This is a genomic window from Streptomyces sp. LARHCF249, assembly GCF_052871255.1.
In genome coordinates this window covers 95,532-112,212 of sequence record NZ_JBIXJQ010000016.1, presented here as the reverse complement: position 1 = coordinate 112,212, position 16,681 = coordinate 95,532, and the positions used below count along the sequence as shown (strand labels likewise).

4 protein-coding genes are annotated in these 16,681 nt (G+C 77.9%); 3 read left to right on the top strand and 1 reads right to left on the bottom strand.

Going from position 1 to position 16,681, the window contains the following annotated elements:
- Position 1 precedes the first annotated feature (1 nt).
- A complete protein-coding gene (locus ACIPUC_RS33355; protein ID WP_446594128.1) occupies positions 2–406 on the bottom strand; it encodes an ACT domain-containing protein in 405 nt (134 codons plus the stop codon).
- Between ACIPUC_RS33355 and ACIPUC_RS33350 the strand changes: the two genes are divergently transcribed.
- From ACIPUC_RS33350 to ACIPUC_RS33340, 3 genes are read left to right on the top strand one after another with little or no spacing between them, the layout of a single operon-like run.
- Positions 371–7,501: an amino acid adenylation domain-containing protein gene (locus tag ACIPUC_RS33350; protein WP_446594127.1), complete on the top strand. Its 7,131-nt coding sequence runs from the start codon at positions 371–373 to the stop codon at positions 7,499–7,501. The genes ACIPUC_RS33355 and ACIPUC_RS33350 overlap by 36 nt on opposite strands.
- Positions 7,498–13,413 (top strand): amino acid adenylation domain-containing protein, encoded by a 5,916-nt coding sequence (locus tag ACIPUC_RS33345; RefSeq protein WP_446594126.1) that lies wholly within the window; start codon positions 7,498–7,500, stop codon positions 13,411–13,413. The genes ACIPUC_RS33350 and ACIPUC_RS33345 overlap by 4 nt, the downstream gene beginning before the upstream one ends.
- On the top strand, positions 13,410–16,667 hold the full coding sequence (locus ACIPUC_RS33340; protein ID WP_446594125.1) for an amino acid adenylation domain-containing protein: 3,258 nt from the start codon (positions 13,410–13,412) through the stop codon (positions 16,665–16,667). The genes ACIPUC_RS33345 and ACIPUC_RS33340 overlap by 4 nt, the downstream gene beginning before the upstream one ends.
- Positions 16,668–16,681 lie beyond the last annotated feature (14 nt).

Sequence of the window (16,681 nt, the reverse complement as noted above, 5' to 3'; positions counted from 1 at the left end):
GTCAAACCGCCGAGAGGGTGTGCCCGGCCGCTTCCAGAGCGGTCCGGGCGCTCTCGTACTTCTCGGCCGGTACGAGTACGAGATCCGCGTCGAAGGTCGACGCGGCGAACACGCCGATCCCGGCACCGGCCAGCGGCACCAACAGGCTCGCCAGCATGCCGGGCAGGTCCAGGCCGTGGGCGTCGGCCCCGTACAGGCCGCGCCAGGGACCGCTGACGGGCCCGTCGCAGGCCGGCAGGCGCTCGGCGCACACCACGGTGAGCCCGTCCCGGGCCCGGGTGACCGAGGACCACGGCCGGGCGGGCAGCGCGGGCACGGGGGCATCCGACGGCAGGCGGTGCACCCACAACTGGTCAGGGAGGACGTAGAAGTGCTGCGGAACGATGGTGACGGAGAGTTCGGCCATGGGGACGACCCTAGGGCCTGTCCTTCGGATCAGGCCGGGTACTGGCTCCCGCGGCTGACCGGCGCCTTTCCCGAACCCCTCCTCGAGCCCGAGGCCTCCCCGGCCGCCGCCCCCGCCGGGCCCGCCGCGGTCGGTCCCGAAGCCGCCGCCGCCCTGCACGCGATGACCGGCGGCGCCCCCGAGGGCCTGCTGCTGCTCACCGTCGCCGCCGCCAGGATCGCCCTCGCCGGACTCACCGGGCACGGCGCGCGGGGCCGGGTGCCCGTCGTCGTACCGGCCCTCGGATCCCCCGGCCCGCAGGCGGAGTTCGCGCTGCTGGCCCCGATGGACCCGGCCGCGCCCGCGACCTCCTTCCTGGAGGCCCTGCACGCCGAGCTGGAGCAGGCCGCCGCCCGCCCCTGGCAGGACCGGGACGCGCTGCGCGCCCGGCTCGACGCCGTCACCCCCGGGGCCGGCGCCACCCTGTCCCAGCTCGCCGTCGTCTGCCCCGCCCTGTACGGGGACCGCTCGCCGGAGCCCGGGGCCGCGCTGGTGCTGCGCGTCGAACGGGCCCCGGACGGCGGCCTGTCGGTCGGGGCGCAGGGCACCGCCGCCCTCACCGGGGCCCTGCCCCGCTGCGTGGCCGCCGTACTCGAGGCCCTCGCCGCCGACCCGCGCCGCAGCCCCGACGCCATCGACGTCCTCGGCGCCGCGCTGCGCGCCGAACTCCTGGACCTCGCCGCCCTGCCCGCCCCCGCCGCCTTTCCGGCCGCCACCCTGACGGGCCTCTTCGAGGAGGCCGTGCGCCGCACCCCCGAGGCCGTCGCCGTCACCGGCGAGGGCCGCACCCTGACCTACCGGCAGCTCGCCGCCGAGGCCGGGCGGGCCGCCGCCGCGCTCACCGCCCGCCACGGCGTCGGCCCGGGCGACGCGGTGTGCGTCCTGGCCCCGCGCGGCGCCGGCCTGGTCACCGCCTTCCTCGCCGTCCTGCGCACCGGCGCGGCCGTCGTCCCCCTCGAACCCCGCCAGCCCGCCGCCCGCGTGGCCCTGCTGGCCCGCCTCAGCGGCGCCCGGCTCGCGCTGCGCGCCGAGGGCGTCGGACCCGCCGGCGCGGACCTTCCCGTACCCGTGGCGGACCTCGCCGGCCTGCTCACCGACGAGGCGGACGCGGCGGATGAAGCGGCGGCGGACCGGGCCGAGCCCGGCGGCCCCGCGATGATCCTGTTCACCTCGGGATCCACCGGAACCCCCCGGCCCGTCGCCGTCCACCACGACCAGCTGAGCCACAAGGTGCTCACCGGGGCCCGCGCGCTCGGCATCGACGCCCGCACCCGTACCGCGATGCTCTCCGCGGTCACCTCCGACGCGACCGCCTTCCAGGTCTTCACCACCCTCTTCGCGGGAGGCGCCCTCGTCGCCGTCGGCGACCCCGACCGGCTCGACCCCGACGCGCTGTGGCAGCGGGTGCGGGTCGGCGAGGTCAACCTCGTCAACTGCGTGCCCGGACTCCTCTCCGTCCTGCTGCGCGCCCTGCCCGAGGGCGCCGAACTCCCGCTGCGCCACCTCCTGCTGGGCGGCGACACCGTCCCGCGCGGCCTGCTGCCGCGCACCGCCGGACGGCTGCGCATCGGCACCTTCGCCAATCTGTACGGGCCCAGCGAGGCCACCGTCGAAGCCACCATGTTCATCCGCGACGGCGCGCCCGCCCAGAGGCTCGACCGGGTGCCCGTCGGCCGCCCCTCGCCCGGCTACGGCGTCTTCGTGGTCACCCCCTCCGGGGAGCTGGCCCCGCCCGGCGTACCGGGCGAGATCCAGATCGCCGGACCCGCCGTCGCCCCCGGCTACCGGGGTGACGCCGAGGCCACCGCCGTACGCTTCGGCCGCTCCCCGCACGCCGGGGACGCCCCCGTCTTCCGCACGGGGGACCAGGGCCGCTGGAACGCCGAGGGCGAACTGGAGTTCCTGGGCCGCTCCGACGGCCAGGTGCAGATCTTCGGCACCCGCGTCGAGACCGGCGAGGTCGAACAGACCCTGGTCCGGCACCCGGGCGTGGTCGAGGCCGTGGTCGTGCCCCGCACCGCCGCCGACGGCACCGTGACCCTGCACGCCTGGTACGTGGCCCGGAGCGCCTCTTCCGACGCGCCGCCCGAGCCCGCCGCGCTGGCCGACTGGCTGCGCGAACGGCTGCCCGCGCCGATGCTCCCGGCCGGCCTGCACCGGCTCGCCGCCCTGCCGCTCACCGTCCACGGCAAGGTGGACCGGGCGGCGCTCCTCGCGCTCCCCACCACCGGGCGGGGCCCCGTGTGGCAGCCCGCCGACTCCGTGGACCGCCTGGTGTACGAGGCCTGGACCGAGGTGCTGGGCCGCCCGCCGCTCTCCGCCCACGAGGACTTCTTCCGGGCCGAGGGACACAGCCTGTCCGCCGTCCAGCTCGTCGCCACGCTCTGCGAGGCCACCGGCCGCCCCGACGCCGCCCGGGTCCACGAGGTGTTCGACCTGCGGACCCCGGCCGAGCTGGCCGCCGTACTGCGCGCACGCGGGGCGCTGCCCCGGAGCCGCGCCGAGGGCGCCCCGGCCGCAGCGGACGAGGCCGCGCCCGCCGCCCCCCTCGCCGGGGACGCCTTCCCCGCCTCCAACGCCCAGCGCCGGATGTGGCTGCTGGACCGGATGGACGAGTCGCCCGTCCCCCCGTACACGATGGTCGAGGCCTACCGGCTCGACGGCGTCGTGGACGAACCCCGGCTCGCGGCCGCCGTCGACGCGCTGGTGGCCCGGCACGCGTCCCTGCGCACCGTCCTGCGCCAGACCCCCGAAGGCCTGACCCAGGTCGTCCTCGACCCGCCCGTCGGCGTCCTGCGCACCGAGCGCGACACCACGCCCGAGGAGGCCTTCGCGCGCGCCTGCCGCCACCGCTTCGACCTCGCCGAGGGCCCCCTGGCCAAGGTCTCCTGGGTGCCGGACGCCCCGGCCGGCGGCGTCCTGCTCTTCACCGTGCACCACGCGGTGTGCGACGGCTGGTCCTTCGGCCTGCTGATGCGCGACCTGCTGCGGCTGCTGACCGGCCCGGCCGGATCCGCGGAGCCCGCCCCCGCCTACACCGAGCACACCGAACGGCTCGCCGCCCGGCTGGCGGGTCCGCAGGGCGCCGCGCACCGCGCGTACTGGCGGGAGCGGCTCGCCCGGCTGCCCGAGCCGCTGGAGCTGCCCGCCGACCGCCGCCGCCCGGCCGCCCGCAGCGCCGCGGGCGGCACCGTACGCCTCACCCTCGACCCGGAACTGGTCGGCGCGCTCGGCGAACTGTGCCGGGACAGCGCGGCCACCTCCTTCATGGGCTTCACCGCCGCGCTGCGGGTGCTGCTGTGGCGGCTGTGCGCGGAGCCGGACGTCCTGCTCGGCACCGTCGTCGCGGGCCGGCCCGACCGGCGCTCCGCCGAGACGGTCGGACTGTTCGCCAACACCGTCGTCCTGCGCACCCCGGTGGACACCGGCGGCTCCTTCCGCGAGCTCCTGGCCGCCGTACGGACCACCGCGCAGGAGGCCATGACCCACCAGGAGTACCCCTTCGAGCAGCTCGTCGAGGACCTCGCGCTGCCCCGCGACCCCAGCCGCAACCCCGTCTTCGACGTGCTCGTCGAGACCGCCCTGGACGACGCCGTCGCGGGCGGACCCGGCCTGGCCGTCCGCCACCTCCCCTTCGAGCAGCCCGTCAGCGACTTCGACCTGGCCTTCAGCTTCCAGGACGCGCGGGCCGGGGCCGCGGGCGAACTGTGGGTCGGCTACACCGACGACCTGTTCGACCGGGACACCGCCCGGCGCATGGGCGAGCGGCTGATCCACCTGCTGGCCGGCCTGCTCGCCCGCCCGGACGCCCCGCTCGCCGGCATCCCCGTCCTGCCCGCCGCCGAACGGCGGTTCCTGCTCGACGAGGTCAACGAGACCGCCGCCCCCTTCCCCGCGGACCGCACCCTCCTGGACCTGGTCGAGGCGCAGACCGCCGCGGGCCCGGACCGGCCCGCCGTCGTGCACGGCACCACGGTCCTCACCTTCGCCGAGCTCGACGCCCGCGCCGAAGCCGTCGCCGCGCGCCTGCGGGAGGCCTGCGCGGCGGGCCCCGGCGCGCTGGTGGCCGTGGTCACCGAGCGCACCGAGTGGATGGTCGTCAGCGCGCTCGCCGTCCTGAAGACCGGCGCCGCGTTCGTCCCCCTGGACCCGGAACAGCCCGGCGACCGGCTCGCGTTCGCCCTCGCCGACAGCGGGGCCCTCGCGGTCCTCGCCGACGGCGGCCACCACGCCAAGGCCGCCGCGCTGACCACCCTGCCGGTCCTGGACCCGCGTACCGCCGCGGCGGGCGCCGCCCCGGCCGCGCTGCCCCCGGCGCCCCGGGCCACCCCGAGCGACCTCGCGTACGTCATCTACACCTCGGGCTCCACCGGCCGCCCCAAGGGCGTCATGATCGAGCACCGCGGCATCGTCAACACCGTCCACTACCGGGCCGGCTACTACGGGTTCGGGCCGGACGCGGCCGTGCTCCAGGTGCCGCCGCTGCACTTCGACAGCGGGGTCAACGACATCTTCTCCGCGCTGGTCGCCGGCACCCGGGTCGTGGTCCTCGGCAAGGACCGGCTCCTGGACGTCGAGCACGTGGCCGAGGAGATCGGGCGCAACCGCATCACCCACATCATGCTGGTGCCCAGCCTGTACCAGCTGATGCTGGAGCGCTGCGCCCCCCGCCTGGTCTCGGTCCGCCAGATCGTGCTGGTCGGCGAACGGCTCCCGCAGGCCCTCGCCGCCCGCCACGCCGAACTGCTGCCCCACACCGTCCTCTACAACGAGTACGGGCCCACCGAGGACAGCGTGTGGACCACCGTCCACAAGATCACCGACGCGGGCGCGGACATCCTGATCGGCCACCCCATCGCCAACAAGACCGTCGACGTCATCGACGCCCACGGGGACCTGGCCCCGGTCGGCGTCCCCGGCGAACTGTGCATCTCCGGCGCCGGACTGGCCCGCGGCTACCTCGGCAACCCCGAGCTGACGGCCGACCGGTTCACGCCCCACCCGCTGCGCCCCGGCCGGCTCATGTACCGCACCGGCGACCGGGCCGCCCGCCGGCCCGACGGCAACCTGCTCTTCCTCGGCCGCATCGACGACCAGGTCAAGATCCGCGGCCAGCGGGTCGAGCCGGGCGAGGTGGCGGCCGTCCTCGCCGAGCACCCGGACGTACGGCGCTGCGCGGTGCTGGCGGTGCCCGACGAGCGCGGCGAACCGGCCCTGGTCGCCTACGTGGTGGGCGCGGCCGCCCCGCGCGTCCTGCGGGCCTACCTCGCCGAGCGGCTGCCCGCCGCCATGGTGCCCGGCACGTACGTGGAGATCGCCGAGCTCCCGCTGAACCCGAACGGCAAGCTCGACCGCCGCGCACTGCCGGCCCCGCCCCGCGGGGAGGCCCCGGCGCGCACCGGTCTGAGCCCCGCCGAGGAGCGGGTGGCCAAGGTCTGGGAGGAGGTGCTCGCCGTGCCGGTCACCGACCCCGACACCGACCTGTTCTCCCTCGGCGGGCACAGCCTGACCGCCGCCCGCCTGGCGGCCGCCCTCCAGGAGGAGTTCGGCGTACGGGTCCCGCTGGTCACCGTCTTCCAGCAGCAGACCGTACGGGCCCTCGCGGCGCTGCTCGGGACGCCCGTCGGCACCCCGCCGGCCCCGCCGGTCCCGGTGGCCCCGCCGGCCCCCGCAGCGGAGCTCGGGCGGGCCGCCGACGGTGTCGTCCTGCCCCTCTCCCGCGCCCAGCGCCGGATCTGGATGGCGGCCCGGACCAGTCCCAGCCCGGTCGCCCTCAACATCACCGACGCCGTACGGGCCGGCCGAACGCTGGACACCGGCCTGCTGCGGGATGCCGTCGGCGCCCTGGCGGACCGGCACGAGGTGCTGCGCACCCGGGTGGCCGTCGTCGACGGAACCGCCCGGCAGATCGTCATGGACCGGCTCCCCGACGGGCCGCCGCTGTCCGTCGTCCGCGTCGGCGCCACCAACGAGGCGGTCGCCGAGGCGGTGACCGCCGCCCACTCCACGCCCTTCGCCCTCGCCACCGGACCGCTGTTCGCCGTCCGGCAGCTGATCGGCCACCCCGGCGGCGACGTCCTGGTGATCACCGCCCACCACCTCGTCTACGACGGCGACAGCGCAGCCCTCGCCGCCCGCGACCTCCTCGCCGCCTACGACGCCCTCGAGGCGGGAGCGCGGCCCTGGGACGGCCGCCCCGCCCGCCCGTACCGGGACTGGGTGGCCGAGGAGGCCGCCTGGCTGGAGAGCGCCGAGGCCGCGCGACAGCGCGCGTACTGGACCCGTACCCTCGCCGGGCCGCTGCCCCGGCTCGACCTGCCGGACGCCGGACCCCGCGCGGGCGCCGGACGCCAGGGCGCGGGCCTGGTCCGCCGGGCGCTGCCCGCCGCCGTGCTGCACGCCGCGGCCGAGGGCGGCGCTGCCACCCCGTTCACCGCCCTGCTCACCGCCTGGGCGCTCGTGCTGCACCGCCGCTCCGGCAGCGCCGAGGTGATCATCGGCTGCCCGGCCGGCACCCGCGACCGCGCGGACACGGCCGAGGTCGTCGGCTGCTTCGTCAACGCCCTGCCGGTGCGGCTCGCACCCGGCGAGGCACACAGCACCGCCGAACTGCTCACCCAGGTGCGCGACCGGCTCGCCGAGGCGTACGACCACGCCCGCTTCCCCTTCGACACCACGGTCATGGAGATCGCGGAGCGGCCGGCCCCCGGCCGCCGCCCCGTCTACGACGCCGGACTGAGCTGGGAGACGGCCGAACGCTTCGACGACGGGCCCGTGTTCCTCCCCGCGGACCCCTCCCAGGCCCCGCTCAGCGACGACCTGCGGATCTACGCGAGCGAGCGCGACGGCCGGGTCCTGCTCGAACTCGTCTACGACCGCGCCCTGTTCACCGAAACCACCGCACGCGAGCTGCTCGACGAGGTGGTCGGCGCCCTGCGCTGCCACCCGAACTGGTACCTCGCCGCAGGCCGGCCCTCGGACGGGCCCGCACACCCCCCAACCTCCTGCACCGACGAAACCGACCGACTGCAACCCGCAGGGAGCGTACGGCCATGACCGCAGCACCCCTCAGCCTTCCCGTGACGCGGGAACCGGCCACCGCGGCCACGGCGCTGCGGCCCCGGCTGACCCGCGAGAGCGGCCCCGGGCACGCCAGGCGCAGCCTGCCCCTGCCCGCCGCCTCCCGTACCGCCCTGCGCCGGGCCGGCGGGCACCCCGTGGACGAACTGGTGCTGCTGTGCGCCGCGGCGGCCCTCGCCCTGGCCGCCGCCGAGGACACCGACACCCCCGCCGTGACCGTCGCCGGCCCCGCCGGGCCCGTCGGCGTCACCGTCACCACCGCCCCGGCCGGCGGCCAGGGCGACGGCACGGCCGGAGCCCTGCTCGGGCGGATCCGCGAGCAGCTGCTCGCCGCCCGCCCCGCCGGGCCCCGCGCCGGGACCCTCACCGTCGCCGCGGAGGGCCCGGACCGGCCCGCCCCGGCCGGCGAGGCGCTGCTGCTCACCCTGGAGGGATCCGGCGAGGACCGCGTCCTGCACGCCGACGTGGACACCGGGCGCTGCGAGACCTGGTTCGCGGACACCGTGCTGCGCGTCGTCGCCCACCTGCTGGCCCAGCTCGGCGACCCCGGCCGCGAACTCTCCGCCCTCACCCTGGCCGACGCCACCGACCGGGAGACCGTCAAGGGCTGGGGGCGGGCCGGGTTCTGGCCGCCCGCCACCGCGACCACCCTGCTCGAGCGGCTGGAGCGCGGCCACCGGGCGGGCGGCGAGGGCCTGGCCGTCGTCACCGGCGGGGAAGGGGCCGAGGGCCCCGGCGAACTGGGCCACGCCCAGCTGCGCGCCGAGTCCGTGCGCGCCGCCCGCCGTCTGCACCACGCGTACGGGGTGGGCCGCGGCGACCGCGTCGCCCTGCTGGTCGGCAAGGGCCGCCACGCGCTCACCGCGCTGCTCGGCACGGTCCGGTCCGGCGCCGCCTACGTACCGCTGGACCCGGCGCAGCCCGAGGAGCGGCTCGCCGCCGTGCTCGCCGACGTCGGCGCGGCCGCCCTGGTGGCCGAGCCCGAACACCTCGGCCTGGGCCGCGCGCTGGCCGGGCGTACGGGCCTGCGGCTGCTGTCCGCCGCCGATCTGGCCGCCGACACCGCCGATCTGGCCGCCCTGCCCGAGGAGGAGCCCGAGCCGCCGCGCCCCGAGGACACGGCGTACGTCATCTACACCTCCGGATCCACCGGGCAGCCCAAGGGCGTCGTCATCCGCCACTCGGCGATCGAGAGCTACCTCGCCTGGAAGCACGACTACCACCGGCTGTCCCCCGACACCTGCCTGCTCCAGGTGCCCGCGCTGTCCTTCGACAGCTCCGTCTCGGACGTGTTCTCCGTGCTCGGCGCGGGCGGCGCGCTGGTCCTGGTCGACGGGGTGCGCCGGCTCGACGGGGCCCACCTGCGCGGGCTCGCCGAGCGGTACACGGCCACCCACGTCACCCTCGTGCCCAGCCTCTACGCCGCCGTCCTCGACGAGCTGGCCGCCGCCGGCACCCTGCGCGTGGTCACCGTCGCGGGCGAGGCGATGCCCGGCGAACTCGTCGCCCGCCACCAGCTCCAGCTGCCGCGCACCCGGCTGGTCAACGAGTACGGGCCCACCGAGAACTCCGTCGGGGCCACCGCCTTCGACTACCCCGCGCACCCGCTGCCCGGCACGCCGATCGGCTGGCCGCTGTCCCACACCGCCGTCGAGGTGCTCGACGGCGCGGACCGGCCGGTGCCCCCCGGCTTCCCCGGCCAGCTGCACTTCTCGGGCCCCGGACTCGCCGACGGCTACCTGCACCGGCCGGAGCTCACGGCGGCGGCCTTCCCCGCCGCGCCCGAGCAGCCCGGCGGCCGGCGCTACCGCTCCGGCGACCGGGGCTGGTGGCAGCCCAACGGCACCTTGCAGTTCCTCGGCCGCGCCGACGACCAGGTCAAGATCCGCGGCAACCGGGTCGAACTCGGCGACGTGGAGGCCGCCCTGGCCGCGCTGCCCGCCGTGGAGGCGGCCGTCGCCGTGGTCTGCCCGGGCGCGGGCGGCCGGCCCTCGCTGGTCGCCTTCGTCACCGGCCCCGCCGCCGAGACCCCCGCGGCCGTCCACGCGTACGCGGGCACCGTGCTGCCCGCGCCGCTGGTCCCCGACCGCGTCCTGCCGCTGGACCGGGTGCCGCTCACCACCAACGGGAAGATCGACCGGCGGGCCCTGGCCGAGCGCGCCCAGCAGGCGGAGCCCGCCGACGAGCCCGCCCCGGCCGCCGCGCCCGAGGCCCCGCAGAGCCTGGAGGAGCGCGTCGGCGCCGTCTTCCGGGAGACCCTCGGCGTCGACTCGATCGGCCCCGACGACAACTTCTTCGCCTGCGGCGGCCACAGCCTCCTCGCCGTCGACGTCATCGCCGCCCTCGAACAGCGCCACGGCCTGGTCCTGGGGATCGACGAACTCCTCGACGGCCCCTCGGTCCGCGAGGCCTGCGCGGTCCTGCGCGGCCGCGGCGAAGACGACGCCGGCCCGCAGCCGGCCGCCGCGGCCGAGGAGGGCGCCGACCACCCGCTGTCCGCCGCCCAGCGGCAGCTGTGGACCCTCGCCCGGCTCGACGACGGCGCGGACAGCGCCCACCACCTCACCGACGTCTTCCGGATCGACGGGCCCCTGGACGAGCGCCAGGTCGCCCAGGCCCTCGCCGACGAGGCCGCCTGCGCCCAGCTCCTGCGCGCCCGCTTCTTCGTCCGCGACGGCGAACCCCGCCAGCGCTTCGTGTACGGGGACCGGCCGCCGCTCACCGTCCTGTGGCCCGCACCCGGCACCGACACCGCCGCGACCCTGCGCGCCGAGGCCCGGCGCCCCTTCGACCTGGAGCGGCAGCCGCCGCTGCGCGCGGTCCTGCTGCGGCTCTCCCCGACCAGGGCGCTCCTCGCGCTGACGGTCCACCACATCGCCTGCGACGGCGAATCGGCGGTCCTGCTGGCGGCACGGATCTTCGACCGGCTGCGGGCGCTGCGCACCGGCACGGCCGCCCCCCGGCCCGCCGAGGGCAGCTACCTCACGCACATCGCCCGCGAGGCCGCCGCCCTGGAAGACCCCCAGGCGCAGCGGGACCGCGCCCACTGGCACGCCGAGCTGGCCGGCCCGCTGCCCTTCCCGCTGCTGCCGGCCGACGGCGAGCGCGGCGCCGCGCCCGGCCCCGGCGGCTCGAGCCGGCTGCGGCTCTCCGAGAGCGACAGCCAGGCCGTGCGGGCGCTGGCCCGCACCTGCGGCACCAGCATGTACGGGACCGGGCTGACCGCCCTGGCCGAACTGCTCCAGCGGTTCACGGGCGAGCACCGGATCCTCGTCGGCACCCCCGTCACCCGCCGCGACGACCCCGCCTACGCGGGGGTGATCGGCCCGTTCCTCAACACGGTGGTGCTGACCTGCGAGGTGGCACCGGACCTCGGCTTCGCCGAGCGCGCCGCCGCCACCCGCTCCGCCGTGGCCTCGGCCATGGCCCACCGGGCCCACCCCTTCGAGCGGCTCGTGGCCGAGCTGCCGGGGGCCCGCGACGGCGGCCGCACGCCGCTGTTCACGGTCATGTTCACCGCCGACGAGCGCGGCGCGGCCGGTACCGGCGACGGCAGCGAGCTGGACGCCGGGCCGGGACTGACCGTACGGCGGGAGCAGTACGCCGATCACGCGGCCGAGTTCGAACTCAGCTTCCACCTCGACAACTCCGCGGAGCGGCTCGAACTCACCGCCGAGTACGACGGCGCGCTGTTCAGCGCCGCCCGCGCCACCCGGCTGCTGCGGCACTGGGCCGACCTGCTGCTGCGCGCGGCCGCCGACCCGGGCCGCACCCCGGCCGGTACGCCGCTGCCCGACGCCGAGGTCGCGGAACTGGCCGCGCTGGCCGACACCTGCGCCGCCCACCCCGGCGCCCGGATCACCGACGCCGCCGGGCGGCCCGTACCGGTCGGCGTCCCCGGCGACCTGAGCACCGGCGCCGGGGCGAGCGGGCTGCGCGCCCACTGGTCGGAGCGGGGCGAGCTGGTGCCGCGCGGCCGCGCCGGGCGGCTCGTGCCCGACCCGGACCGTCCCGGCACCCACCTCGACCCGGCCGAGGCCGAAATGCTGCTGCTGGCCCACCCGTCGGTGCGCGCCGCCGAGGTCCGCGCCGCGGCGCCGGGCGAGCCGGGGCCCCTGACCGCCCGCGTCACGCCGCATCCCGGGCACACCGTGAGCCCCGGCGCGCTGCGCACCCTGCTGCGCCGGGCGCTGCCGCTGCGGCTGACCCCGGCGACCGTCCACGTCCTCACGGCGCAGGAGGGACCGCAGGCGCCGGAACCGGCCCGGCAGTCCCCGGCGGCGCAGCCCGCCGCCGGTCCCGTCGAGCTCGTCGCCCAGGCCGTCGCCGAGGCGCTCGGGCACGAACGGGTCGGCCCGGACGAGGACTTCTTCGACCTCGGCGGCGCGTCCCTGGACGCCGTCGCCGTGGCCGCCCGGCTGCGGATCTCGCTCGGCCGGGACGTGTCGCCCCGGCTCGTCTTCGACTCCCGCACCCCGGCGGCGATCGCCGAAGCCATCGGCGGGGCCGTCCCCGCCCCGGCCGCCGCCCTCGCGCGACCGGACGGTCCTGTGCGCGGACCGGCCGGCGGCCCCGCCCCGCTCAGCGCCGAACAGGCCGAGATCTGGCAGGCCCTGCAAGGCGGCGCCGCCCCCGCCGCGTTCGTCGTGTTCGAGGCGCTGCGCGCCTCCGGCCGGACCGTCGACCCGCACGCCCTGCGGCAGGCCGTCGAGCACACCGCCGCCCGCCACGACGCCCTCTCCTCCCGGCTCGTCGTCACCGACGCCGGCCCCCGCTGGCAGCCGCTGACCGTGCCCCGCACCGGCTGGGCCGAGGACGACCTGTCGGCGCTGCCCGAGGCGGACCGGGCGGCCGCACTCGACGCGCTGGCCCAGCGGCACCTGGAGGAGCCCTTCGACCTCGCGGCCGGACTGCTGCTGCGGGCCCGGCTCGTGCGCCTGGGCGCCCATGAGCACGTCCTGCTGCTGGCCGTGCACCACATCGCCGTCGACGGCCGCTCCATGGAACTGCTCGTGCACCAGACGGAGGCCGCCTACGAGGAGTTCGCCGCCGGACGCTGGCCCGCCGACCGGGCCGGCGAGCCCCCGCTGCGGCTGGCCGACGTGGCCCGCTGGCAGCAGGAGCGCACCGCGGCCGGGGCGGACGAGGACTGGCGCCGCGCGCTGGCCGGCGGCGAGCCGCCACGGCTCCCGCTGCCCTACGACCGGCCCCGCCTGGTGCGCGGCGCGCTGATGCCGACGGAACTGCCCTTCGCCTTCCCGGCCCCGGGCACCGGGGCCTTCGGCCGCGCCGGCGGCCTGAGCCCGTTCGCCCTCGGCCTCACCGCGCTCGTCGCGGCCCTGGCCCGGGGCGGCGACGGCACGGACGGGCCCCCGGACGAGGTGTGGCTCGCCACCGTCCTCAGCACCCGGTCCCGGCCCGGCCTCGCGGACGTCGTCGGCCCGCTCACCGCCACCGCCCTGCTGCGGGTGCCGACGGGCGCCGCCGGCACCTACCGTGAACTGGCCCGCGCCGTCGGGGACGCGCTGCTCGCCGCGCACGACCGGCCCGGAGCGGGCCTGGACGCCGTATCCGCCCTCGCGGAGGGCGAGTTCGGCGTGGACCGGGCCCGCCTGAGCCAGGTCCTCGTGGTCGCCCAGGAGGACGCGGCCCCGGCCGCCGGCGCCCTGTTCACCCCCGACGGCACCATCGCCGCCACCCGGCCCACCGCGACCGCCTTCGACCTCGTGTGGTCGCTGCGCACCGGCGAGGACGAAGCCGACGGCGTCCTCACGTACAAGGGCGAGCTCTTCGACGGCTCGACCGCCGGACGCCTGGTCGAAGGCACCCGGCAGGCGCTGGCCGCCCTGGTCGCCCACCCCGACACTCCCTGGAGGCAGCGGCCGTGACCCCCGACCCCGGCGCCGTGACCGCCGACCGCGCCGACCCCGCCGGTACCCCGGTGGCCTGGCAGCGGACCCTGGCCGCCCTCAACGACACGGCCGCCCCCGTCCCGGACGGGCCGGTGGCCGCGCTGCTCGCCGAGCGGGCCCGCCCGGTCGCCGGCCGGCCCGCCGTGGTGGCCCGCGACCGCTCCCTCAGCCACGGCGAACTGCACACCCGCGCCGAGGATCTGGCCGTCCGGCTGCGCGCCCGCGGCGCCGGGCCCGGCGTACTGGTCCGGGTCTGCCTGCCCCGCTCCGCGGAGCTGGTCGTGGCCGTACTGGCGGTGCTGCGGGCCGGCGCCGCGTACGTGCCGCTGGACCCGGACCACCCGGCCGAGCGGCTCGCCCAGCTGGTCGACAGCGCCCCCGCGCCGCTCACCCTGACCACCGCCGCGCTGGCCGGGCTGTTCCCCGGCCCGGGCGTGCTCACCGTGGACCTCGACGCCCCAGACGCCCCCGACACCCCGGCCGCGCCCGCCGCCGGGGTGTCCGTTCCGCCGGTCGGCGGCCCGGCGCCGGGCCCGGACGACCTCGCGTACGTCATCCACACCTCGGGCTCCACCGGCCGCCCCAAGGGCGTGGCCATCGAACAGCGCTCCCTGGTCAACCTGCTCGAGGCCACCGCCGTCCCCTTCGGCCTCGGCCCGGACCGGCGCGTGCTGCAGTTCGCGAGCCCCGCCTTCGACGTCTCGGTGTGGGAGATCCTCGCGCCGCTGTGGGCCGGCGCGGCCGTCGTCGTCTTCGACGAGCCCGTCGCCTCCGCCGAGGCCCTGGCCGCGCTCGTCCGCGAACGCCGCGCCGACACCGTCTTCCTGCTCGCCGCGCTGCTGGCCCAGCTGGACCCGGCCGCCTTCCCGGACGTACGGACGGTGGTGACCGGCGGCGAGTCCTTCAGCCGGGCGCTGGTGGACCGCTGGGCCCCGGGCCGGGACCTGATCTACGTCTACGGGCCCACCGAGGCGACCGTGTTCCAGTCCTGGCACCGCTGCCCGCCCGGCCTCCCCGAGGAGCCGCCCACCATCGGGCGCCCCATGGCCAACCTGCGCTACTCCGTGCGCGACGCCTCCGGCGCACAGGTCGGCCCCGGCGTGGAGGGCGAGCTGTGGATCGGCGGCATCGGCGTGGGCCGCGGCTACCTGGGCGATCCCGGGGACGTGCCGGCACGCTTCGTACCCGACCCCGGCGACCCCCGCCCCGGCGCCCGGCTCTACCGGACCGGAGACCTGGCCCGCCACCGGGCGGACGGCACCCTCGACTTCCGGGGGCGCGCCGACCGGCAGGTGAAGATCCGCGGCTTCCGCATCGAACCCGGCGAGGTGGAGACGGCGCTCGCCGCGCTGCCGGGCATCGCGGCAGCCGCCGTGGTCGTGCCCGAGGGCACGGCGCAGCCGCTGCTCGCCGGATACGTCGTCACCGACGGCCCGCTGCCCGCCGACTGGCGGGCCCGGCTGGCCGAGCGGCTGCCCTACTACATGGTCCCGGCGGCCGTCGTTCCCGTGGAGCGGTTGCCCAGCACCCCCAACGGGAAGATCGACCGCCGCGAACTGGCCGCCCGGCCGCTGCCGGACACCCCGGCCGGGCCGCCGTCCGGCGAGGCCGGGGGCGAGGGCGCCGATGAGGTACGGGCCGTCCTGCGCGCCCTGTTCACCGAGGCGCTCGGCCGGCCCGTCGGGGACGACGGGGACTTCTTCCTCCTGGGCGGGACCAGCCTGAAGGCCGCCTCCGTGGCCGCGGCCGCCTCCCGGCGGCTCTCCGCGCCGGTGCGGACCCGCGACGTGTTCGACTGCCCGAGCGTCGCCGCCCTCGCCCCGAGGCTCGCGCCCCGCGTCGGCACCGCCGCCTCCGCCTCCGCGCCCGCCTCCGACTCCGCCGGCTCCCCGGCCGGGGGCCCGCGACGGGCCTCCGCCGTCCAGAGCTGGCTGTGGCTTGAGGACCGCGCCCGGCGCGCGGGGAAGGCGGGTACCGCCGCCTACCACGTGCCCATGCTGCTGGACTGCCACGGCACGGCCGATCCCGCTGCCCTGCGCGCCGCCTTCGCCCGGCTCCAGGAACTCCAGCCGCAGCTGCGCACCGTGTTCCGCGAGGAGCGCGGCGAGCCGGTGCCCGGCCCCGCGCCGGCGCCCGCCCGCCTGGAGGTCCTCGACCTGCCCGACGAGCCCGCGCGCGAGGCCCTCGTACGGGAGTGGGCCCACCGGCCCTTCGACCTGGCGGCCGGGCCGCTGGTGCGCGCGGCCCTGCTGCGCCGCCCCGGCGGCCGGGACCGGCTGCTGGTCGTCCTGCACCACATCATCGCCGACCAGACCTCGCTCGAGGTCATCGCCCGCGCGCTGGCCGGGGCCGGGGGACCGGAGGCCGAAGCCGCCCCCGAGCTGCCGGTGCCCAGCCCGCACGAGCAGTCGTACGACGCCCAACTGGACTACTGGAAACGGCAGTTGACACCGCTTGCAGCTCCCCTCCCGCTGCCCGTGGACCATCCGCGCACCGGCCCGGCCGGCCGCGGCACCGCCGTCACCACCGTCCGGCTCGACGCGCGGGAGCTCGGCGCGCTGGAGCGGCTCGCGCGCGGCCACCGTACGGGGCTGTTCGGCGTGCTGGCCGCCGCCGTGGCCGCCGCCCTGCACGAGGCGACCGGCGCCGCCGACATCAGCCTCGGCACCGCCGTCAGCCGCCGCCCGTCCCTCGGGCCGGCCGGCGCGGTGGGCTGCCTGGTCAACACCGTGGTCCTGCGGACCGCCGTCCACGGGGAACTGCCCTGTACGGAGCTGATCGCGGACCTCGCCGGCAAGACGGTCGGCGCGATGGACCACGGCGGGCTGCCGTTCAGCGACCTCGTCCACGCGCTGGACCCGCCGCGCGTGCCCGGGCGCAACCCGCTCTTCGACGTGTGGGTGACCCTCTGGGACGAGATCGACACCGGGCCGGGCACGCTGCGGCTGACGGGCGGTCCGATCCCGCTGGACGAGGGCCTGTTCGACCTCTCGTTCCAGTTCATGCGTTCCTCGAGCGGATTGAGACTGCTCCTCCAGTACGACCGCGCACTCTACGAGCCAGGTACGGCAGCGCTACTGGCCGAGAAGGCCGCCCGTGCCGCGCGCCGCCTCGCGGCGGCCGGTCCGCAGGCCCCCGTCTGCTCGCTCGTCCCCGAGGCCCCGGCGCCGCAGGACCCCACCGGCCGCCCGGCGTTCGCGGGATTCTCCTGGGACGCCTCCCGGCCCTGAATCCCGAAAGGGAG